Here is a 21,259-nt window from a genome sequence, read left to right as displayed (position 1 = left end):
CTCAGCCCGGGACGTTGGTCTCCAGTTCGTCGAGCCAGGCGCGGGCGCTGGCGTCGCTGGGCGCGCGCCAGTCGCCGCGGGGCGAGAGTGAGCCGCCCGAGCCGACCTTCGGCGCGTTGGGCATCGCGGAGCGCTTGAACTGGCTGGTCTGGATGAACCGCCACAGGAACTCCCGCAGCCACTTCTTGATCGTCGGCAGGTCGTAGCTGGTGCGCTCGTCCTCCGGGACCAGGTCCGGCCAGCGCCCGGCGGCCACGTCACCCCAGGCGTGCCGCGCCAGGTAGGCGATCCGGCTGGGCCGGTACCCGAAACGCAGCAGGTAGTACAGGTGGAAATCCTGGAGCTCGTAGGGCCCGACCTTCGCCTCGGAACTCTGCGACGGGCCCGAATCCGGGCCGTCCCCCGGCACCAGCTCCGGTGAGATCTCGGTGGCCAGGATGGACCGCAGCACCTCGTCGGCGCCCTCGCCCAGCTGCCCGGTCGCCACCTCCCACGCGATCAGGTAGCGGATCAGCGTCTTGGGCACCGAGGCGTTGACGTTGTAGTGCGACATCTGGTCGCCCACGCCGTAGGTGGCCCAGCCCAGCGCCTGCTCACTGAGGTCACCGGTGCCCACCACCAGCGCGCCGTGATGGTTGGCCAGCCGGAACAGGTGCGAGGTCCGCTCCCCCGCCTGCACGTTCTCGAACGTCACGTCATACACCGGTGAGCCGTCGGCGGCCGGGTGCCCGAGATCGGCCAGCATCTGCTTCGCCGAGGGCCGGATGTCGATCTCGTGCGCGGACGTGCCCAGCGCCTGCATCAGCTTGTGCGCGTTGGTCAGCGTGTGGTTCGTGGTGGCGAACCCGGGCATCGTGTAGGCCAGCACGTTCTCCCGCGGCAGGCCGAGCCGGTCCATGCTCTGCGCGGCCACGATCAGCGCCTGCGTCGAGTCCAGCCCGCCGGACACGCCGATGACGACCTTCTCGATCCCGGTGGCCGCCAGGCGCTGGGTCAGGCCCTGCACCTGGATGTGGTGCACCTCGGCGCAGCGCTCGTTGCGGTCGGCCGCGTTCGCCGGCACGTACGGGAAGCGCTGGATCTCCCGGCGCAGCTCCACCGGCCCCGGCGGCAGCTCCAGCTCGAAGTCGACGCGCCGGAACCGTTTGAGGCGCTCCCGGTGGTCGTGGGCATTGTCGCTGAAACTGGTGGTGCGCAACCGGTCCGCGGCCAGCCGCTCCAGGTCGATGTCCGCGGTCACCAGCTGGTCGGAGGTGAACCGCTCGCCCTCGGCCAGCAGCGAACCGTTCTCCGCGATCACGACCTGGCCGTCCCACGCCATGTCCGTGGTGGACTCCCCCGGCCCGGCGGCCGAGTACACGTAGGCGGCGAGGTTGCGTGCCGAATGGCTCGTGCACAGCGTGCGCCGGTAACCGGCCTTGCCGATGACGATGTTGCTCGCCGACAGGTTCAGCAGCACCGTCGCCCCGGCCAGCGCGCCGAACCCGCTGGGCGCGAGCGGCACCCAGCCGTCCTCGCAGATCTCCACGTGGAACACCAGGCCGGGCACGTTCGGCGCGGCGAAGAGCAGGTCGCTGCCGAAGGGCACGTCCTGCCCGGCGACGCGCACCCGCTCCGACACCGCGTCGCGGCCCGCGACGAACTGGCGCTTCTCGTAGAACTCGCGGTAACTCGGCAGGTAGCTCTTGGGCACCGCGCCCAGCACCTGCCCGCGGTGGACCACGATGCCGCAGTTGAACAGCCGCCCGTCGATCCGCTGCGGCGCGCCGATCGCGAACACGCCCGGCAGGTCCGCGGACTCCGCCACGAAACGCGCCACGGCGTCGTCCACCGCGCCCTGCAGCGCGTCCTGGTGGAACAGGTCGTCGGCGGTGTAGGCGGAGAAACCCAGTTCGGGGAACACCGTGATCGCCACCCCGTCCGCGGCCGCCCGCCGGGCGAGCGCGAGCGTGGCATCGGCGTTGAACTCCGGGTCGGCGACCCTGACCCGCGGGACGGCGGAGGCCACCCGCACGAACCCGTGCCGGTAGAGCGACGTGAAGTCGTGGCCCTGAGCTGCTGTCACACCTGTCCCCGTTCCGCGTGCGTGCCGTGCACCGTCGAGCCTAGATCTAGACTCCGGCCGTGCCGGACACCACCACCGCCGTTCGTGATCTCGCGGACTCCCATGTTTCCCGCCTCTGCGTCCTCGATCCGCAGCTGGGCACCACGCTCGGCATCAGCCCCGGCGAGGACCGGCTCACCGACCTCTCCCCCGCCGGACAGCAGGCCCGCGACGAGCTGGCGACGGCGACCCTGGCCGGGCTGAACGGTCTGCACCCCGACGGAGACGACGAGCGCCGGTGCGCGCGGCTGCTGCGCGAGCGCCTGGAAACCCAGCTGGCGGTCAGCGAAGCCGGTGAGCACCTGCGGCCGGTGCGCAACATCCTCGGCCCCCTGCAGGGCCTGCGGAGCACGTTCCAGATGATGCCCACGGCCTCCGACGAGGACTGGGCGGCGGTCGCCCGCCGCGCGGCGCGGGTGCCGGAGGCGCTGGCCGGGTACACCGAATCGCTGCGCGAGGGCGTGCGGCGCGGGCTCTTCGCGGCGCCGCGCCAGGTGGAAACCGCGGCCGCGCAACTGCGCGCGTGGACAGCCGTGGGCGACGGCCGGGGCTGGTTCGCCGACTTCGCCTCCGCGGCCGACGTGCCTCTCGCCCTGCGCGCGGACCTGAACCGGGCGACGACCGCCGCGCAGGAAGCGCTCACCGCGCTGACGGCGTTCCTGACCGGCGAGTACCTGCCGCGCGCCGACGGCACGCCCGACGGCGTCGGCGAGGAGCGCTACCTGCTGCTGGCCCGCCAGTGGACCGGCGCCGACCTCGACCTCGAAGCCACCACGGCCTGGGCTTGGGAGGAGTACCGGACGCTGGCGGCCCAGATCCGCGAGCAGGCCGGCCGGGTGCTGCCCGGCGCGCCCGTGCTGGAGGCCATGGCGCACCTCGACCGCGAGGGCCCCGCCGTGGACGGCGCGGAGCAGATCCGGCGCCGGCTGCAGGACCTGACCGACCGGGCGATGAGCGATCTCGACGGCACGCACTTCGACCTCGCGCCCCCGGTGCGGGTGCTGGAGACGCACCTGGCCCCGCCCGGCAGCGCCGCCGCGCCCTACTACACACGCCCGTCGCGGGACTTCTCCCGGCCCGGCCGCACCTGGCTGCCGACGCTGGGACGCGAGAGGTTCCCGCTGTGGACGCTGGTCAGCACCTGGTACCACGAGTCCGTGCCCGGCCACCACCTGCAGTTCGCCCACTGGGCGACGCTCGCGGACCGGCTTTCGTTGTTCCAGACCAGCGCGGGTTCGGTGAGCGCGACCACCGAGGGGTGGGCGCTCTACGCCGAGCGGCTGATGGACGAGCTGGGCTACCTCGACGACCCGGGCGCCCGGCTGGGCTACCTGGACTCGCAGATGATGCGGGTGATCCGGCTGATCGTGGACATCGGCATGCACCTGCGGCTGCCCGTCCCCGAGGAGGCCGGACTGGGCCCCGGCCTGCACTGGAACGCCGAGACCGGCCGGGCGTTCTTCGGCGCCCACACCACCCGTGAGTCGGCCTTCCTGGACAGCGAGATCGTGCGCTACCTGGGCGTACCCGGTCAGGCGATCAGCTACAAGCTCGGCGAGCGCGCCTGGCTCGCCGGCCGCGCGGCGGCACGCACCCGCAACCCCAACTTCGAACTCAAGAGCTGGCACATGGCCGCGTTGTCGGTCGGCACGCTGGGACTGGACGACCTGGAGCCGGAACTCGCGTCACTGTGACCCTTGAGTCGACCGCCACTGGAGACTTTACCGTCCCCCCCATGACGATCACCGTTCTGGACACCTGCCCCGCGATGCGGAAGATCCTGACGGCCGCGCCGGTGGAGCGTCCCGGGCTGCTGCGGTCCATGGTGGAGCCCGCCGCGCAATGCACCGGATGGGCTCCGGTTTTCCACTCGACCGGGACGAACAGCGGTGCCGCGAAGGGTCGTCTCCGGCCTCGACGTCACCGGCATGGAGAACTTCGCCGCCTGGATCCACGGCGACGGGACCGCCGCCCGTTACGGCGGCACCCCGGTGGGGCTGCCTGCCGGAGCGGGATACGCGGTGGGCAACCGGCTCGTCGACGCCTACCTCGAGGCGACCGGCCGCACCGCGCCGGAAGCGTCGCTGGCCGACAGCCGCGACGTGATCGAGACCGCGCCCCGGGCGTCTCCGGCGGTCCCTCATCCGGCCAGCGGGCGCGGGCCGGTGCGGGGGTGACCGACCACCAGGCTCTTCATCCGGCTGTACTGGTCCAGCACCCGGCGGTGGGCGTCGCGGCCCACCACTGTCGACGGAGTGCAGCCGTGCCGTGTCCCGGCCGGATACTGGTGGCAGCAGTTGGTCCAGACGCGTCCGGCCTTCACCGCGCGGCCGACGCGGCAGGCGCGGTCGCCGTCGCGGGACCACACGCCCGCGCCCGGTCCGTTGGGTGTGGTGTTGGCGAGAGCGACCGCGTCCTCCTCATCGGTGAAGGTCGTCACCGCCAGCACCGGTCCGCACAGGTCGTCGTGGAAGACCCGCATCCGGTGGTGGCCGCGCAGCACCGTGGGCGCGTAGAAGAACCCGCCGCTGAATTCGTCGCCGACGTCCACCCGGTGCCCACCGATCAGGACACCGGCGCCCTCTTGGCGACCACGGTCCACACAGGACTCCACTTTGGCCAGTTGCTCGGCACCGCCACACGGGCCCACCCGCGTCGCGGTGTCCAGCGGATCGTCCACGACCAGTTCGGCGATGCGTTCCAGCGCGCGGCCGACCAGCTCGTCGCACACCGACTCGTGGACCAGCGCCCGCGACGGGCACCTGCACACCAGGCCCTCGCCGGAGGCGGCCACCACGATCCCGTCCACGGCCTGGTCGAGGAAGTCGTCCTCGTCGGCGAGCACGTCGTCGAAGAACACACTGGGCGAGCGGGACCCGACCTCCAGCGCCACCGGCACGAGGCTGCGGGCGGCGTAGCGCGGAATCCGTTGCCCCGTCCCGGTTTCCCCGCTGAACACCACCTTCGCGATCCGCCTGCTGCGTGCCAGGTCCCGCCCGACGCCCTCGCCGCGCCCGGTCACGACGTTGACCACACCCGGAGGCAGCACTTCCCCGATCACCTCGGCCAGTTTCAGCACCGACCAGGACGAGGCCGAGGCGGGCTTGACGACCGAGCAGTTTCCCGCCGCCAGCGCGGGCGCCAGGTTCCAGGCCGCCAGCAGCACGGGAAACCGCACGGGCAGGAACTGCGCGACGACGCCGAGCGGTTCCCGGAACTGGTAGGCGAGGACGTCGCCGATTCCGGGAACGGTCCTTTCCTCCGCACCGATCACCTCCGCGAAATACCGGAAGTGGCCGGCGGCGAGCGGAATGTCCACCCCGAGCGCCTCCCGGATCGGGCGCCCGGTCTCCCAGCTTTCGGCGACCGCCAGTATCTCGGCATTGTCCTCGATCGCGTCGGCCGCGGCGGCCAGCACCTTCGCCCGGGACGAAGGCGGACTCTCGCTCCAGACCGCATGCACGGCGTGCGCGGCGTCCAGCGCCGGTTCCAGGTCGGCGGCGGTGGAGTCGGCGACCCGGCACAGCGGTCGGCCGGTCGCGGCGGCCACCACCTCCCGGTACCCGCCCTCGGTCGGCGCCAGCCATTTCCCCCCGGCGAAATTGTCGTAGCAGGACTGCACCGCGACCACGCTGCCGGGCTGCCCGGGGGGAACGTATCTCATTTCCGAAACTCCTCGCCGCGCAGAAAGGCGCCCTCCTCAGGGAACGCGAGCACCGTCACCGGGTAAAGGGGGCGAAAGTCCTTCATCCAGTGGCGAACGGGCGATCAGCACGGGACAGCGGGCGTGGTCGATCAGCGCCTGCGTGGTCGACCCGAGCAGCATTCCGCGGAATCCGCCGCGGCCGCGGCTGCCCGCCACCATCAGCTGCGCCCTGGCGCTCCAGTCCAGCAGCCGGGCACGGGGCTGGTCCCGCCCGACGACCGGGCGCACGGCGACCTCGGGGTACTTGACCCGCCACGGCGCCAGCGACCGGTCCAGCACCGCACGTTCGGCGTCCTGGCGCGGCGCGGTGCCGAACGGGTCGCGCGCGAACCCGAATGTCTCGGCCAGGTCGTAGTCGTTCCACACGTGCACCGCCACGAGCGGGACGGCGCGGGCGGCGGCCTCCTCGAACGCCAGCTCGATCGCGGGCTCGGCGGGCGCGTACCCGTCGACCCCGACCACCACCGGCGTCCCGGCGGCGGGTTCGGGCCCGCGGACGACGGTGATCGGTGAGTGCCCGTGCATGGCCAGCGCCAGCGCGGTCGACCCGATCGCCAGGTCCCGCAACGCGCTGCGCCCGGCCGACCCCAGCACCAGCATCCGCGCCGTGTCGGATTTCTTGACCAGCAACGGGATCGGGCCGTCCGGGCTCGATTCCACGGTGATCGAGGTCCGCGGGCCGGCGCGGCGCGCGAGCCGGCCCGCGTCGGCCAGTACCCGGTCCGCGTGCGCCTGGTGCGCGGACAGCAGGTCGCCGGGCAGCTCCTCCCCGAACGCGTCGGGAATCCCGAAGCCGTGCGCCAGGACCAGCCGCAGCGCCATCCGGGCCGCCTCGCCCGCACCCCACGCCACGGCCCGCCGCGAGCCGGGTGATCCGTCGACGCCCACCACCACGGTGTCACCGGTGTGCGCGAACCTCATGTCTGCTCTCCTCAAGCCGGGCGGGCCGGTCGCCGCCCCACCAGCATCGCGGCCGGGAGGGGCCCGGCGAAGAGCACTTGGTCCTCGGTGGGCGAGGCCGATGCTCCCGCGGCGGTCAGGAGGCCGGTTCGGCGGGCTGACGCAGCACCGTCTTCAGCCTCGCGGCCTCGGTCCGGCGGGGATCGCTGAGGTAGATCTCGTGGTGCAGACCGCCGTGGCGAAGGCCGTGACCGGCGAAAAAGGCACCGAGCCCGGCCAGCACCGGCCCTTCGTCGTCGTAGGAGCCGACGTGCAGAACCTGGGCGCTGCGTCCTTCACGCAGGGCGCGGAGGCGAATTCCACCGATCGCGGGAAGTTTTTTCTTCTCCAGCGCGGTGTCCCGTGCTGCGTCGACGAGATCCGCGCCCACCCATGGCGGCTGGCTGATCAGCATCGTCCAGTGCCACGAGTCCTTGTCACGCCGGGTGAAGGCGGCGTAGTCGTCGGCCCACCACAGCCCTTCCAGTGGCGCCACGACGAACTCCCGGCCGCCGCCACGTTTGACCGCGAACTTCAGCGTGTAGGCCACCGCGTAGAGCGCTTCCACGGCGCGGGCGTAGTCGGGAGAGGTGTTGGGGTCGCCATGGCCGTCGATCGCGAGGAACTGCTGCTCCGGCACCTCGACCAGCGCCCACTCGGTGTTCTTCGGCGCGTAGAGCGCGTTCAGCTCGCGTTTGACGTCGTAGGGGCGCACGGTCAGGCGTCTCCTTCGTCCAGTGTGGAGCGGTAGCCGGCCAGCCACCGCCGTTCGGCGTCCAGCTGGTGCAGGGAAAAGTCGAAGATGGCGCGCACGAACGCGGGAGCGCCCGGTTGTTCCGCGGCGCGGCGCACGGCGTCGGCGCGCTCCTCCAGCGCCGAGGCGCGTTCGGACAGTGCGGCGCGGAGGCGCTCCGGCGGGATGACGGGCTGACTGGCCAGTCCGACCAGGACGGGCGGGAACACCGGCCGCAGCTCCGCGACGGCCGCCTCGGCCTCGGCCGCGCACACCCGCCGCCCCTCCTCGGTGGGCCCGAACACCTTGCGTGCCCTGGCCCGCCCGGCCCGCGGGGTGTCCACCTCGGCGATGAGGCCCCGGTCGCGGAGCCGGCCCAGCAGGTAGTAGATGGAGCTGAACCCGATCTCGGTCCACTCGCGCATGCCGCGAGCGGTGATGACCTCCTCCAGCTCGTAGCCGTGCCGTGGCCGTTCCACGAGCAGGCCGAGCAGGGTCAGCTCGGCGGGCGTCACGCTGGTTATCCTAGCACTAGGATAACTATTCGACGGTGACGCTCTTGGCGAGGTTGCGCGGCTTGTCGATGTCGCGGCCGAGCTTGCACGCCACGTGGTAGGCCAGCAGCTGCAGCGGAATGGTGAGCAGGATCGGGTCCAGTTCCGGTCCCGCCGACGGGATCCGGACCACCTCGTCGGCGCGCGGCAGCACCAGATCCGTCGTGGTGACGGCGACGACCGGCCCGCCGCGTGCCTTGATCTGCTCGATCGTGCCGGTGTTCTTGGCGGTCAGTTCGTCGCCGGGCACCAGCACCACGCTGGGCATCGCCGCGTCGACCAGCGCCAGTGGCCCGTGCTTGAGCTCCGAGGACTGGTAGGCCTCGGCGTGCACGTAGGAGATCTCCTTGAGCTTCTGCGCCCCTTCGCGCGCGACCGGCCAGCCCCGGACCCGCCCCAGGAAGAACACGTGCTCGGCGTCGGCGAACCGCCCGGCCAGCGTCGCGATCCGGTCCTCGCCGTCCAGCACCTGGCCGATCAGCCCGGGCAGCGCCGCCAGGGCCGCCGCGATCCGCCTGCCCTCCCCCAGCGACAGGTCCCGCACCCGGCCCAGGGTCAGGGCCAGCAACGCGAACGACAACGTCATGTTCGTGAACGCCTTCGTCGAAGCCACCGAAATCTCCGGACCGGCGTGCAGGAACACCCCGCTGTCACACTCGCGGGCGATCGCCGAGCCGACCACGTTCACCGCGCCGACCACGCGCCCGCCCTTGCGCCGCAGCTCCTCCACCGTGGCCAGCGTGTCCGCGGTTTCGCCGGACTGGCTGACGGCGACGTAGAGACAGTGCGGGTCCACCACCGGGTTGCGGTAGCGGAACTCGGCGGCCGGTTCGGCGTCCGCCGGGACCCGCGCCAGCGTCTCGACCAGTTCCGCGCCGACCTGCCCGGCGTAGTAGGCCGACCCGCAGCCCAGGAACTTCACCCGCCGGATGGCCCGCAGTTCCCGCGCCGTGAACCGGAGACCGTCCAGCCTCGCGGTGCCCAGGCGTTCGTCGAGGCGCCCGCGCAGCACCCGCTGCGCCGCTTCGGGCTGCTCGGCGATCTCCTTCGCCATGTAGTCGCAGTACCCGCCCAGCTCGTAGTCGCCGGGCAGGTCGTCCACGACGACCGGTTCGCGATCGGCGCCGCCGGTCTCGTACCCGTCGGCGCGGATCGTGGCCAGCTCACCGTCCTCGAGGTAGATCACCTGCTGGGTGTGCCGCACGAGCGCGGCGACGTCGGAGGCCACGAACATCTCGTGATCGCCCAGTCCCAGCACCAGCGGGCTGCCATGACGCGCCGCGACCAGCACGTCCGGGCGTTCGGCGTCCAGGACCAGCAGCCCGTAGGTGCCCTCGACCTCGGCCAGCCCGGTACCGACGGCTTCGGTGAGCGTCCCGCCGCGATCGGCCGCGGCGGCGATCAAGTGGGCGAGCACCTCGCTGTCGGTGTCGGACACCAGCCGGACACCGGAGGCCGCGAGCTGGGCGCGCAGGGCGGTCGCGTTCTCGACGATCCCGTTGTGCACCACGGCGATCCGGCGCCCGGAGTCGGTGTGCGGGTGGGCGTTGGCCGCCGTGGCCGGACCGTGCGTGGCCCACCGGGTGTGCGCGATGCCGGTGGTGCTGCCCGCGAGGTTCGCCGTCAGCCGGGTCAGCTCCGCGACGCGCACCGCGGCCTTGCGCACCAGCAGCCTGCCGTCGCGGGCGAGGGCGACGCCCGCCGAGTCGTAGCCGCGGTACTCCAGCCTGCGCAGGCCCTCCAGCAGGACCGGCAGTGCAGGGCGCCGTCCCACGTACCCCACGATTCCGCACATGGCACGCCATCCCTTCCCCGGGGGCGAATGCTGTCGAAGTCGCCCGGCCGCCGGTCGCCGTTACGGGTTCCCGCTGCTGACGCGTCGTGACCGGGTCCGTTTTCCGCTGCGGCAGGATGACGGGATGAGCGACGAGGAGATCCCGGCGGAAGTGCTCGCCGCCGTCGGGCCGCGGCTGCGGGCGCTGCGACGGCAGCGGCGGGTGACGCTGTCCCAGCTGGCCGCCGCCACCGGGATCTCGGTGAGCACACTGTCCCGGCTGGAGTCCGGCGGCAGGCGGCCGACGCTGGAACTGCTGCTGCCGCTGGCGAAGGTCCACCAGGTCACACTCGACGAGCTGGTCGGCGCCCCGGCCACCGGCGATCCGCGGGTGCACGCTCGCCCGATCGTGCGCGGCGGCGTCACGATCCTGCCGCTGACCCGGCGACCCGGCGGGCTGCAGGCGTACAAGATGATCTACCCGCCCGGCAGGCCCTCGCGGGAGCCCGACCAGCAGATCCACGACGGCTACGAATGGCTCTACGTCCTCAACGGGCGCCTGCGGCTGGTGCTCGGCGAGCACGACGTCGTCCTCACCCCCGGTGAGGCGGCCGAGTTCGACACCCACACCCCGCACTGGTTCGGCAACCCCGGCCCGGAGACCGCGGAGATCCTCAGCCTGTTCGGCCCGCAGGGCGAGCGGGTGCACGTGCGTGCGCGACCGCGGGCAGGCGGGGCAGAATCGGGATCATGAGCGACTTCAGCGGCGAAGGCATCAGGGTGATCGCGTGCGACGTCTTCGGCACCACTGTGGACTGGTACAGCGGGGTGCGCGATCAGGTGGCGGACGTGTTCGGCGAACACGGCGTAACGCTGGACGCGGGCGAGTTCGCCTCCGCGTGGCGCGGCCGGTACCTGCCGTCGATGCGGCGGGTCCAGACCGGTGAACGGGACTGGGCCTACCTGGACACGCTGCACCGCGAGTCGCTGGACGCCCTGCTCGGCGAACACGGCGTGTCCCTCGACGAGGACGCCCGGACCCGGCTGGTCCGCGCCTGGCACCGGCTGCCCGCCTGGCCCGACTCGGCCGAGGGCCTGGCGCGGCTGCGGTCGCGCTACGTCGTGGCGGCGCTGTCCAACGGCGGGTTCGCCCTGATGACGAACCTGATCAAAGCCGCGTCGCTGCCGTTCGACTGCGTGCTCTCGGCCGAGCTGGCCCGCACGTACAAGCCGGCCGCGGAGGTCTACCGCACCGCGGCCGGTCTGCTGGACGTGGCGCCGCACGAGGTGCTGATGGTCGCCGCGCACGGCTGGGACCTCAACGGCGCCCGCGCCGCCGGGCTGCGCACCGCGTTCCTGGAACGGCCACGGGAAAAGGGGCCGCACCAGGAAGCCGACCGCGACGTCGAAGCCGATCTTTCGGTGACGAGCTTCGGTGAACTGGCTGATGCGCTGACGTAGTACGCCGTGCCGTATATGACGTTATACGCCCACTGGGCGTGCTGGTGGTGCTGACGCACTTCACAGTGCCTTTTGTAAGGTCTCCTCTACTCACCCATGATGGGGTTACGCACCATCAGTGAGGTGGGGAACCGTGATTGAGCGCAAGCACGTTCGGCACATCCGCGGCCCTGCGCCTGCCGACTCCGGTCACCTCGCTGGCAGCCCGGTTGGTGGCGATCTCCCGGTGATGGGCGGCCGCCCAAGCAGCCATCGCCCTCGCCGCGTCCAGCAGGGACCGCCCCAGACCCGTCAGCTCGTACTCCACACGCGGCGGAACCTCGGCGTGCGCGGTCCGCGTGATCAGCCCGTCGCGCTCCAGGTGCTTGAGAGTCTGGGTGAGCATCCGCTGCGAGATGCCCGGGATGCTCGCCTGCAGTTCGGAGTAGCGCAGCGAACCGGAGCTCAGGGTGCCGACGACCAACACGGTCCACTTGTCACCGATGCGATCGAGCACCTCGCGGATGAAGGCGCCGTCCTCCGGCCATGCCTGGCACGGACCACCGATCTGCCGCGCTGACGCCATCCCGTCCGCCTCTCAACCGGTCTGCAACCGCATTACCAGTATGTAGCCTACCGAAAAGGAATCACCCCTCCATGTCGTATCTGCTGCACATCGATTCCTCCGCGCTCGGCGAAGCCTCCGTCTCGCGCCAGGTCGCCCAGTCCTTCCTCGCGGGCTGGGACGGCAAGGTCGTCCACCGCGACCTCGCCGCGGCACCCGTGCCCCATCTCAGTGCCGCCGGAATCACGGCCCGGGTCACGGATCCCGCCGAGCACACCGACGAGCAACGTGCCGCGGCTGCCGTGCAGGACGAGCTCATCGAGGAGTTCCTCGGCGCCGCCGCGTACCTGTTCACGGTGCCGATGTACAACCTGTCGATGCCCTCGGTGTTCAAGGCCTGGCTCGACCAGATCATGGTCTTCGGGCGCACCTTCAAGCCATCCCCGGCTGCCGGGCGGCCGGCGGTGCTGGTCTCCGCCCGGGGCGGCAGCTACGGTCCCGGCGCGCCCAACCACGGCCTCGACTACGTCGTGCCCACCACGGAGGCGGTGCTCGGACACGAGGGTCAGCTGGGCCTCGACGTCACCACCGTGATCCCCGAACTGACCATGGCCCCGCACACACCGTCCATGGCGGAGCTTCTCCCGAAGCACGAGGCGTCCATGGCCACCGCCCGCGACCGTGTCCGCGAACTCGCGGCGACGATCGCCACCGCGACCGCCGCCTGAACTTCCCGGCTTGCCTGTGTGGTCAGCCCTCGACGTTGGCGGGGTCCATCCACATGATCTCCCAGTTGTGGCCGTCCGGGTCCTCGAACGACCGCTGGTACATGAACCCGTGGTCCATCGGGTCGCGGCTCTCCCGTCCCCCGGCGGCGACCGCCTTGTCCACCAGCGCGTCGACGGCCTCGCGGCTGTCCGCGGACAGGCCCAGCAGCACCTCGGCGGTCTTCGCGCTGTCGGTGATCTGCTTGTCGGTGAAGGTCGTGAAGAACTCGTTTCTCAGCAGCATCGCGAAGATCGTGTCGCTGAACACCAGGCAGGCCGCGTTCTCGTCGGTGAACTGCGGGTTGAACTCATACCCCAGTTCGGTCCAGAACTTCTTGGCCCGGTCGAGGTCGGAGACGGGCAGGTTCACGAAGATCATCTGGTTCGTCATGTCCGAACTCTAGAGTCCCGGTCGCCTCCGGCGCTTCTCCGATTTTGCGCTCCTGCCGCGCCGTTACGACGCGAGCAGCAGCGGAGTGTCCGGCACGCCCGCGGCGAGCAACGCGGCCAGCGGCGTCGCGAGATCGCGCGGCGAGAACACGTCCGGACCGTCGTAAGCCGCGATCTCGGCGGGCGGCCACCAGCGGAAGCCGGTGATGTTCTCGGCGGCCAGCGCGTCGTCGGACAGTGCACCGCGTGGGGTGAAAGCCTGCGTCCGGACGAGGAAGAAGTCGCTGACGGTGGCGTCGTAACCGATCATCCCCGGCGGCGCGGGAGCCTCACGTCGCCACACGTGCGGCGGGATGAGACTGCCGAGCACGAACCCGGTCTCCTCCAGCAACTCCCGGCGCAACGCCTCCGACTTCGACTCGCCGTCCTCGATGCCACCGCCCGGCGTGATCCACAGGCACGCACCCGGCGGGCCGAGAGCCATGCGGCACAACAGGATCCGGTCATCGTCGTCCAGCATGATCGCCCGCACCGCGTGCCGCACCTTCATCCGATCATGCTAGCCGGTTCGTACGCGAGTTCCCCGTTCCCGCGCGCGAGTTCTGCTTTCGGGGGGCGAAGTCTCGCTACGCGGGTTCTGCGCTGCGCGCGGCTGCAGGCGCCGGCTTCGCTTCGCTACGCCCCGGCGCCTGGGCGCTGGCGCGCCCGGCGGATTGTGCCCTCCCGAACCCGATCTTTCAGTGTTCGGTTGCCGAGACATCGCGTCAAGCCGGGAAAGCGTGGCTTGACCCGATGGCTCGGCAACCGATGAGGCTGGGGATCGGGTTGCGGGAGAGGGCTGGTTCAGGGGTGGGGCGCGGTGCGTCGCCGGGTGGCGGTGGGCGGGCGTGGCGCGCGAGTTGGCGGTGGCGCGATCAGGTGAAGTAGCGCAACCAGACGTAGGCCCACGCCATGGTGGTGGTGAGCAGCGTGACCACGATCCCGTACCGGGTGAACTGCCAGAAGGAGATCCGGTGGCCGGAGCGGGCCGCGATGCCCAGGGCCACGACGTTCGCGCTGGCCGCCACCGCGGTGCCGTTGCCGCCGAAATCCGCGCCGAGGGCGAAGGACCACCACAGTGCCTGCCCGGTCGCCGCGTCGGGTACCTCGGCCACCATGCCCTCCACCACCGGGCTCATTGTGGCCACGTAAGGGATGTTGTCGAAGAAGGCACCCAGCACACTGGACCCGAACAGCAGCGCGGTGGCCGCCAGGAAGTAGTTGTCGCCGAAGCCCTGCACCGCCCAGCTGCCCGCCCGCTCGATCACCCCGGTGTGCACGAGACCGGCGACCATCACGAACAGTCCCATGAAGAACACCAGCGTGCGCCACTCGACCTCGCGAAGCACCTCACCGACGTCGGCCCGGGTGACCAGGAGCATCAGCCCCGCCCCCACCATGGCGACGATCGCGGGGTCCAGGTGCACCACGGTGTGCAGGCTGAATCCCGCGATCACCAGCGCGAACACGGCCAGGCACCGGCGCAGCATCGCCGGATCGGTGACGGCGCGGCGTTCCTGCAGCGCCATCACCTTCGCGACCTGCTCCGGGTGGTACTGGAACATCCCGCGGAACAGGACCCGGGTCAGGAACACGAACACCACGAACACGACCACGACGACGGGGGTCATGTGCACCAGGAAATCGGTGAAGGTCAGGCCGGCGCGACTGCCGATGATGATGTTGGGCGGATCGCCGATCAGCGTGGCCGCGCCGCCGATGTTGGACGCCAGCACCTCGGCGATCAGATAGGGCTGGGCCGGGATGCCCAGCCGGTTGCACACCACGATCGTCACCGGGGCCACCAGCATGATCGTCGTGACGTTGTCCAGGAACGGCGAGGCGATGGCGGTGATGACCATCAGCATCACCATCAGCCGGTAGGGTTTTCCCCTGGCCTTCTTGGCCGCCCAGATCGCGAGGAAGTCGAAGATCCCGGTCTGCTTGACGATGCCGACGATGATCATCATCCCGAACAGCAGGAAGATCACGTTCCAGTCGATGCCCGCGTGCTCGGAGAAGAACACCTCGTTGCCCGGCACCAGTTGCAGCACCGCCATCAGTGCCGAGGCGACGAGGACCACCTTGACCTTGTCGGCCCTCTCCGTGGCGATGAAGAAGAAGGCGGTGACGAAGATCGCGAGGGCGAGACCGGCGGTCACCGGCCGCTCCCCGGCGGTCCGCACCGGCCGGTGACGGCGCGGCGGTCGGCGGGTGGTGCTGCGGTCGGGCGCACGTCATCAACCTCCGGGCAGGAATGAACCGCGGCGCACGGGACGCCGGCGGCCGCGGGGTGCAGCCGCTCAGCCGCCGGTGCCGAACACCGCCAGTCCGGTGATCAACCGCTCCAGGGTCACCGCGCCGAGCAGGACTCCCCGGCGGCCGGTGACCGCGACGAGCGGGCTGTGCTGGCGGGCCATCAGCGCGGCGATCTCCAGCAACGTGGCGTCCGCGGACACCGTGACGGGTTTCGCCGGACGGGGCGGGGCGCAGTCCCGCACGGTCAGGTGCGCCAGCTCCAGCCAGAACCGGTCGGCGTGGTCCTCGTCCACCGCGCGGGTCAGACCGGGATCGTCCTGATAGGACCCGGGAACGGCGAGCCGCAGCACCTGGGTCCCCGGCAGCACCATCTCCGGGCGCAACCGGTCGTCGACGACGACGAGACCCGGCAGGCGGCTCACCGCCAGCACCTGGATCGCCTTCGTCACCGAATCGCCGAGGGTCACCGTCGGCACGCTGATCGCGATGTCACCCGCCCGCATGGCACCAACCCGTTCCAGGCCCCGTTGCCCGACCGTCCCGGCACCGGCGCCGCTCCTCGGCGGGGCGCACATCTGCGGATCGACCACCATGGCCCTCACCTCGTTCCCCTCGGCCGTCCTCGACGTGGTCCCGAGTCTCGGCCGCGGACCCCGGCGGCACCATCGGGTCCGACACCCATCCGCGCGGGGGAAGACCATGCAGACGGAAATGGGTGCGCGCCCCGATGGACGCCGCCCGTGGTACCGGGCAGCCTGGAGACCTGCGGACGCCCGCACCACGGGCGGACACCGGAGGAGGCCGGCTGCCATGTCCCTGTTCTGGCGGATCTTCCTGCTCAACGCGGTGGTGCTGCTCGCCGCGACGATGTTGCTGCTGCTCGGGCCGGTCACGGTCTCCACGCCGGTGTTGTTCACCGAAGCGCTGATCCTCGGCGGCGGGCTCGCCGCGATGCTCATCGCCAACGCCGCCCTGCTGCGGGTCGGGCTCGCCCCGCTGGACCGGCTGACGCGCGCGATGACCACCACCGACCTGCTGCGCCCCGGCCCCCGTCCCGCCGTCGCGGGCAACGACGGGATAGCCGAGCTGATCGCGACGTTCAACAGCATGCTCGATCGCCTCGAAGCCGAGCGGGGCCGCAGCGCCGCCCGCGCCCTGTCGGCGCAGGAGGACGAACGCCGCCGGATCGCGCAGGAGCTGCACGACGAGGTCGGGCAGACCCTCACCGCGGTCCTGCTCGACCTCAAGCGGGTCGCCGGCCACGCGCCGCCGGGAGTGCGCGACGACCTCCGCCAGGTGCAGGAAACCACGCGCGGCAGCCTCGACGAGATCCGGCGGATCGCCCGGCGGTTGCGTCCCGGGGTCCTGGAGGAACTGGGGCTGATCAGTGCCCTCACCGCGCTGGTCACCGAGATCCCCGACCGCAGCGGGCTGTCGGTGCGCCGCCGGTTCGACACCGACCTGCCCGATCTCGGCGAGGAGGCCGAACTGGTCCTCTACCGCGTCGCGCAGGAGGCCATCACCAACACCGCCCGGCACGCCCGCGCGCGGCACCTGGAGATCGCGCTCGAGCGCACGTCCTCCGGGGTGGAGCTGCGCATCCGCGACGACGGCAGGGGCTTCGACGGGACGACGGAAGGCGCCGGCATCCTCGGTATGCGCGAACGCGCCCTGCTCATCGGTGCCGACTTCGCCGTCGGCCCCGCCCCGTCGGGCGGCACCGAGGTGCTGCTGAGCGTGCCCGCCCGCCTCCGGGGCGCCGCGGCATGAGGACGACCCGCGTGCTGCTCGCCGACGACCACGTCCTGGTGCGCCGGGGAGTCCGGCTGATCCTGGACAACGAACCGGACCTGACCGTGGTCGCCGAGGCGGGCGACGGCTCCGAAGCCATCGACAAGGCCCGCAGCGAACGGCCCGATCTGGCCATCCTGGACATCGCCATGCCCCGGCTGACCGGCCTCCAGGCGGCCCGTGAGCTGTCCCGCCTGCAACCGGAGCTGCGCATCCTCATCCTGACGATGTATGACAACGAGCAGTTCTTCTTCGAGGCGCTCAAGGTCGGCGCCTCCGGTTACGTGCTCAAGTCCGTGGCCGACCGGGACCTCCTGGAAGCATGCCGGGCGGCGATGCGTGGTGAACCGTTCCTCTACCCCGGCGCCGTCACCGCGCTCATCCGCGACTACCTCGCCCGCGTCCGCGACGGTGACGGACTGCCCACCAAGGCCATCACCGACCGGGAGGAGGAGATCCTCAAGCTCGTCGCCGAGGGCCACTCCTCCCGGCAGATCGCCGACCTGCTCGTCATCAGCGTCAAGACCGTCGAACGGCACCGCGCCAACCTGCTGCACAAGCTCGGGCTCAAGGACCGGCTCGAACTCACCCGCTACGCCATCCGCGCCGGTCTCATCGAACCGTGAAAGGGGGCTGACCGTGGACGCCTGGCTCGCCTGGCTGGTCTTCGCCTGCGCGCTGGGGATCGCCGAGATCTTCAGCCTGACCGCGGCGCTCGGTGTGCTCGGCGGCGCCGCGCTGGTCACCGCGGGATCCGCCGCCGCCGGGTTGTCCCTGCCGTTCCAGCTCGTCGTGTTCGTCGCGGCCGCCACCGCGGGCCTGGCCGCGATCGCGCCCGTGGCCCGGCGTCACCTGCGGGCGGCACCGGCATCCCGGTTCGGGGTGGACGCGTTGATCGGCAGCCCGGCCGCGGTCACCGGCGAGATCAGCGCCGTCGGCGGCACGGTCCGCATCGGCGGTGAGGAGTGGTCGGCCCGCGCCTACGACGACACCCTCGTGATCCGCGCCGGGACGATCGTCGACGTGCTCGGCATCCAGGGCACCACCGCCCTCGTGCACCCCAGGGAGGAACCGTGGACATCACCGCCGCTCTGATCGCCACCCTGCTCGTCGCCCTGCTGGCGGTGTTCACCGTGTTCCGCGCGGTGCGCATCGTCCCGCAGGCACGCGCCCGCAACGTCGAACGGCTCGGCCGCTACCACCGGACGCTGCGGCCCGGGCTCAACTTCGTGCTGCCCTACGTCGACCGCGTCCACCGCGCGATCGACCTGCGCGAACAGGTCGTGTCCTTCCCGCCCCAGCCGGTGATCACCGAGGACAACCTCGTCGTCGAGATCGACATCGTGCTGTACTTCCAGGTCACCGATCCGCGCGCGGCCGCCTACGAGATCGCCGGGTACCTCCAGGCCGTCGAGCAGCTCAGCGTCACCACCCTGCGCAACGTGGTCGGCTCGATGGACCTGGAAAAGACCCTCACGTCCCGCGACGCGATCAACAGCCAGCTCCGTGGCGTGCTCGACGACGCCACCGGGAAGTGGGGCCTGCGGGTCAACCGGGTCGAGATCAAGGCCATCGACCCGCCGGAGACGATCAAGGACGCGATGGAGAAGCAGATGCGCGCCGAACGGGACAAGCGCGCGGCCATCCTGGGCGCCGAAGGCAAGCGCCAGGCCCAGATCCTCACCGCCGAAGGTGACAAGCAGGCCGCGGTCCTGCGAGCCGAGGGCGACCGGAGTGCGCAGATCCTCGCCGCCGAGGGTCAGGCGCACGCGATCGACCGCGTCTTCCAGGCCGTGCACCGCAACCACCCCGATCCGGCGGTGCTGGCCTACCAGTACCTCCAGACACTGCCCCGACTCGCCGACGGGCCGAACAACACGTTCTTCGTGATCCCCAGCGAGGTCACCAGCGCGTTGCGGGGCGTGTCCGAGGCATTCGCCGGGAACGCCCCCGCCGCGCACGGGAGCGAGGACACCGCCGTTCACCCGGGCTCGGAGACGCCCGCGGGGCTGAGTCCGGGGTGATGCCGGTAGAAGTGCCGCAGTCTCCGAGCAGTCCGGAGCTCCTTCGTCGTAGGGTCTACCCCGGCGCGGTGACCTGGCTCCTCGTTCCGTTTGGCGGGGGTCCGGTCGTGGGCAACCCGCTGAGGAAGCAGGGCCGCCGACCGACGAACGAAAGGAAATCGATGACCACCATTCCCACCGTCGAGCTCAACAACGGCGTGCACATGCCGCAGGTGGGCTTCGGGGTCTTCCAGGTCCCGGAGGACGAGACCACCCGGGCCGTCACCACCGCGCTGGAGGCCGGCTACCGCAGCATCGACACCGCCACCGTCTACGGCAACGAAGCCGCCGTGGGCCGCGCGATCGCGGACTCCGGCCTCGCGCGCGACGAACTCTTCGTCACCACCAAGCTGTGGAACTCCGACCAGGGGTACGACGAGACGCTGCGCGGGTTCGACAAGAGCCTGTCCGAACTGGGCCTGGAGTACCTGGACCTGTACCTGATCCACTGGCCGGTCCCGGAGGCCGACCGCTACGCCGACACCTGGCGGGCACTGGAGACGGTCTACGACGACAGCCGCGTCCGCGCGATCGGCGTGTCCAACTTCCAGCCGCACCACCTCGACCGGCTGGCGCGGGAGAGCAACATCGTGCCCGCGGTCAACCAGGTCGAACTGCACCCCTATCTGCAGCAGGAGGAGGTGCGCGCCTACCACGCCGAGCACGGCATCGTCACCGAGGCGTGGAGTCCGCTGGCCAAGGGTGGCGACCTGCTGGCCGAGCCGTCGGTCAAGGCGCTGGCCGACAAGCACGGCCGCACTCCGGCCCAGATCGTGCTGCGCTGGCACCTGCAGCTGGGCAACGTCGTCATCCCGAAGTCGGTGACGCCCTCGCGGGTCAAGGAGAACCTGGACCTGTTCGGGTTCGAGCTGGCCGGCAGCGACCTGGCCGAGCTGGCGAAGCTGGAGAAGGGCCTGCGGACCGGGCCGGACCCGGACACGTTCAACGCGCGCTGAGCGTGCGGCGGCCGGGGCGTCTCAGCGGCGGCCCGGCCGCTCCCGGCGCAGGCTGGTGGCCAGCACCGCGGCCTGCGTGCGGCGCTGCATGCCGAGCTTGTGCAGCAGCCGCGACACGTAGTTCTTGACGGTCTTCTCCGCGAGGAACATCCGGTCGGCGATCTCGCGGTTGGTCAAGCCCTCCCCGATCAGGTCGAGAAGCTTGCGTTCCTGTTCCGTCAACCGGGCGACCTCCCCCGCGGGCGAGGCGTCCGCGCGCAGCCGCGCCATCAACGCCGAGGCCGCCCTGTTGTCCAGCAAGGACTTCCCGGCCCCGACCTGGCGCACCGCCGACACGAGTTCCATCCCCCGCACGTCCTTCACGACGTAGCCACCGGCGCCGGCGAGGATCGCGTCCAGCATCGCCTGCTCGTCGGTGTAGGACGTCAGAACCAGGCAGTGCAGGCCCGGCATCCGCGACCGCAGCTCGCGGCACAACTCCACACCGCTGCCATCGGGCAGCCGCAGGTCGAGCACCGCCACGTCCGGCCGCACCACCGGGATCCGGGTCAGTGCCCCGGCGGCCGTCGCGGCCTCCCCCACCACGGTCATCTCCGGGTCCGCCTCCACCAGCTCGGCGACGCCCCGCCGGACCACCTCGTGGTCGTCGACCAGGAAGACCGTGGTCATCCGTCATGTCCTCAGCGATAGCGGCGGCGATCACGCCACGGGTCGGTGCCCAGCATCACGGCCTCGAACTTCTGCAGGCTCACCGTGAACACGAGGATCACGATCGGAACCAGCAACATCAACCACAGCATGACGGCCCACCCCTGCCCTAGCGTTCGCCCGTCGCGGTGTCCCACCCACCGCTTCGGATCCGTTCCGTCACCGGCTACCCCGGCGCGTGAACCGCCAACCCCCACCGTTACTCATTGGATACGTCGGTCCCGCCCGGACCATGCCTGGTCAAGCAGCACGTACTTCCGGATCTTGCCCGTCGGGGTCTTCGACAGCGGGCCGAACACCACCCGTCCGGGTGCCTTGAAGCCCCGCAGGACCGAACGTCCCGGTCGGTAGCCACCCGCGAGTCCCACGCTCCCGCGCGCGAGTTCTGCTTTCCGGGGTGGGTGGGTTTGCGCTACGCGGGTATCTACGGCGCCGGGCTTCGCTTCGCTACGCCTCGGGCCGTGGGCGCTG

At 71.2% G+C, this 21,259-nt stretch carries 22 protein-coding genes; 10 read left to right on the top strand and 12 right to left on the bottom strand.

What is annotated here, in order from left to right:
- Position 1: 1 nt before the first annotated feature.
- Positions 2-2,065, bottom strand: a complete 2,064-nt coding sequence (locus HNR02_RS26125; RefSeq protein ID WP_179776233.1) for an NAD(+) synthase — start codon at positions 2,063-2,065, stop codon at positions 2-4.
- 59 nt (positions 2,066-2,124) lie between these two features.
- Between HNR02_RS26125 and HNR02_RS26120 the strand changes: the two genes are divergently transcribed.
- Together HNR02_RS26120 and HNR02_RS35745 are read left to right on the top strand one after the other, a co-directional pair.
- Positions 2,125-3,798, top strand: a complete 1,674-nt coding sequence (locus tag HNR02_RS26120) for a DUF885 domain-containing protein (RefSeq protein WP_179776232.1) — start codon at positions 2,125-2,127, stop codon at positions 3,796-3,798.
- A gap of 195 nt (positions 3,799-3,993) precedes the next feature.
- Entirely contained in the window at positions 3,994-4,281 is a 288-nt protein-coding gene (locus HNR02_RS35745) for a DUF2268 domain-containing putative Zn-dependent protease (protein WP_312861167.1), read from the top strand.
- On the opposite strand, the gene HNR02_RS26110 is transcribed toward HNR02_RS35745, so the two are convergent.
- From HNR02_RS26110 to glmS, 5 genes are all read right to left on the bottom strand, one after another.
- Entirely contained in the window at positions 4,245-5,768 is a 1,524-nt protein-coding gene (locus tag HNR02_RS26110) for an aldehyde dehydrogenase family protein (protein WP_179776231.1), read from the bottom strand. The two genes, HNR02_RS35745 and HNR02_RS26110, sit on opposite strands and share 37 nt — an antisense overlap.
- A gap of 36 nt (positions 5,769-5,804) precedes the next feature.
- Positions 5,805-6,731 carry a universal stress protein gene (locus tag HNR02_RS26105; protein ID WP_179776230.1) on the bottom strand — a complete coding sequence of 309 codons (927 nt, stop codon included), beginning with the start codon at positions 6,729-6,731 and terminating at the stop codon, positions 5,805-5,807.
- Between the two features lie 115 nt (positions 6,732-6,846).
- The gene (locus tag HNR02_RS26100; protein WP_179776229.1) at positions 6,847-7,464 is read right to left on the bottom strand and encodes a GyrI-like domain-containing protein; all 618 of its coding nucleotides are present in this window, start codon (positions 7,462-7,464) and stop codon (positions 6,847-6,849) included.
- 2 nt (positions 7,465-7,466) lie between these two features.
- Positions 7,467-8,006 (bottom strand): PadR family transcriptional regulator, encoded by a 540-nt coding sequence (locus HNR02_RS26095; RefSeq protein ID WP_179777857.1) that lies wholly within the window; start codon positions 8,004-8,006, stop codon positions 7,467-7,469.
- 16 nt (positions 8,007-8,022) lie between these two features.
- Positions 8,023-9,831 carry a glutamine--fructose-6-phosphate transaminase (isomerizing) gene (gene glmS / locus HNR02_RS26090; RefSeq protein ID WP_179776228.1) on the bottom strand — a complete coding sequence of 603 codons (1,809 nt, stop codon included), beginning with the start codon at positions 9,829-9,831 and terminating at the stop codon, positions 8,023-8,025.
- 124 nt (positions 9,832-9,955) lie between these two features.
- Between glmS and HNR02_RS26085 the strand changes: the two genes are divergently transcribed.
- Entirely contained in the window at positions 9,956-10,564 is a 609-nt protein-coding gene (locus tag HNR02_RS26085; protein ID WP_179776227.1) for a helix-turn-helix domain-containing protein, read from the top strand.
- Positions 10,561-11,271, top strand: coding sequence for a haloacid dehalogenase type II (locus HNR02_RS26080; RefSeq protein ID WP_179776226.1), 711 nt, complete (start codon positions 10,561-10,563; stop codon positions 11,269-11,271). The genes HNR02_RS26085 and HNR02_RS26080 overlap by 4 nt, the downstream gene beginning before the upstream one ends.
- A 115-nt stretch (positions 11,272-11,386) precedes the next feature.
- Here HNR02_RS26080 and HNR02_RS26075 read toward each other — a convergent pair whose 3' ends face one another.
- Positions 11,387-11,836, bottom strand: a complete 450-nt coding sequence (locus tag HNR02_RS26075) for a winged helix-turn-helix transcriptional regulator (protein ID WP_179776225.1) — start codon at positions 11,834-11,836, stop codon at positions 11,387-11,389.
- Between the two features lie 71 nt (positions 11,837-11,907).
- Here HNR02_RS26075 and HNR02_RS26070 point away from each other — a divergent pair, with 71 nt between their 5' ends.
- The gene (locus HNR02_RS26070; protein ID WP_179776224.1) at positions 11,908-12,543 is read left to right on the top strand and encodes an FMN-dependent NADH-azoreductase; all 636 of its coding nucleotides are present in this window, start codon (positions 11,908-11,910) and stop codon (positions 12,541-12,543) included.
- A gap of 22 nt (positions 12,544-12,565) precedes the next feature.
- Here the strand turns inward: HNR02_RS26070 and HNR02_RS26065 are convergent, their stop codons facing one another.
- The 4 genes from HNR02_RS26065 to HNR02_RS26050 all read right to left on the bottom strand — a co-directional run bounded on the left by HNR02_RS26065 (position 12,566) and on the right by HNR02_RS26050 (position 15,863).
- The gene (locus HNR02_RS26065; protein WP_179776223.1) at positions 12,566-12,973 is read right to left on the bottom strand and encodes a VOC family protein; all 408 of its coding nucleotides are present in this window, start codon (positions 12,971-12,973) and stop codon (positions 12,566-12,568) included.
- 63 nt (positions 12,974-13,036) lie between these two features.
- Positions 13,037-13,522, bottom strand: coding sequence for an NUDIX domain-containing protein (locus HNR02_RS26060; RefSeq protein ID WP_179776222.1), 486 nt, complete (start codon positions 13,520-13,522; stop codon positions 13,037-13,039).
- 364 nt (positions 13,523-13,886) lie between these two features.
- Positions 13,887-15,173 (bottom strand): ArsB/NhaD family transporter, encoded by a 1,287-nt coding sequence (locus tag HNR02_RS26055; protein ID WP_179776221.1) that lies wholly within the window; start codon positions 15,171-15,173, stop codon positions 13,887-13,889.
- 141 nt (positions 15,174-15,314) lie between these two features.
- Entirely contained in the window at positions 15,315-15,863 is a 549-nt protein-coding gene (locus tag HNR02_RS26050; protein ID WP_218914271.1) for a CBS domain-containing protein, read from the bottom strand.
- A gap of 217 nt (positions 15,864-16,080) precedes the next feature.
- Between HNR02_RS26050 and HNR02_RS26045 the strand changes: the two genes are divergently transcribed.
- The 5 genes from HNR02_RS26045 (at position 16,081) to HNR02_RS26025 (ending at position 20,080) form a co-directional block, all read left to right on the top strand.
- The gene (locus tag HNR02_RS26045) at positions 16,081-17,040 is read left to right on the top strand and encodes a HAMP domain-containing sensor histidine kinase (RefSeq protein ID WP_179776220.1); all 960 of its coding nucleotides are present in this window, start codon (positions 16,081-16,083) and stop codon (positions 17,038-17,040) included.
- Complete coding sequence (locus HNR02_RS26040) at positions 17,037-17,687, top strand: response regulator (protein WP_179776219.1); 651 nt, start codon at positions 17,037-17,039, stop codon at positions 17,685-17,687. Before HNR02_RS26045 ends, HNR02_RS26040 begins: the two co-directional genes overlap by 4 nt.
- A 13-nt stretch (positions 17,688-17,700) precedes the next feature.
- A complete protein-coding gene (locus HNR02_RS26035) occupies positions 17,701-18,156 on the top strand; it encodes an NfeD family protein (protein ID WP_179776218.1) in 456 nt (151 codons plus the stop codon).
- Positions 18,135-19,085: an SPFH domain-containing protein gene (locus tag HNR02_RS26030; protein WP_179776217.1), complete on the top strand. Its 951-nt coding sequence runs from the start codon at positions 18,135-18,137 to the stop codon at positions 19,083-19,085. Before HNR02_RS26035 ends, HNR02_RS26030 begins: the two co-directional genes overlap by 22 nt.
- A gap of 161 nt (positions 19,086-19,246) precedes the next feature.
- On the top strand, positions 19,247-20,080 hold the full coding sequence (locus HNR02_RS26025; protein WP_179776216.1) for an aldo/keto reductase: 834 nt from the start codon (positions 19,247-19,249) through the stop codon (positions 20,078-20,080).
- A 21-nt stretch (positions 20,081-20,101) separates the two neighbouring features.
- Here HNR02_RS26025 and HNR02_RS26020 read toward each other — a convergent pair whose 3' ends face one another.
- Complete coding sequence (locus tag HNR02_RS26020) at positions 20,102-20,749, bottom strand: response regulator (protein WP_179776215.1); 648 nt, start codon at positions 20,747-20,749, stop codon at positions 20,102-20,104.
- Positions 20,750-21,259 lie beyond the last annotated feature (510 nt).

The organism is Amycolatopsis endophytica (assembly GCF_013410405.1).
GTDB classification, from domain to species: domain Bacteria; phylum Actinomycetota; class Actinomycetes; order Mycobacteriales; family Pseudonocardiaceae; genus Amycolatopsis_E; species Amycolatopsis_E endophytica.
The sequence above is the reverse complement of the archived record's forward strand: the minus strand, read 5'-3'. Positions and strand labels throughout refer to the sequence as shown.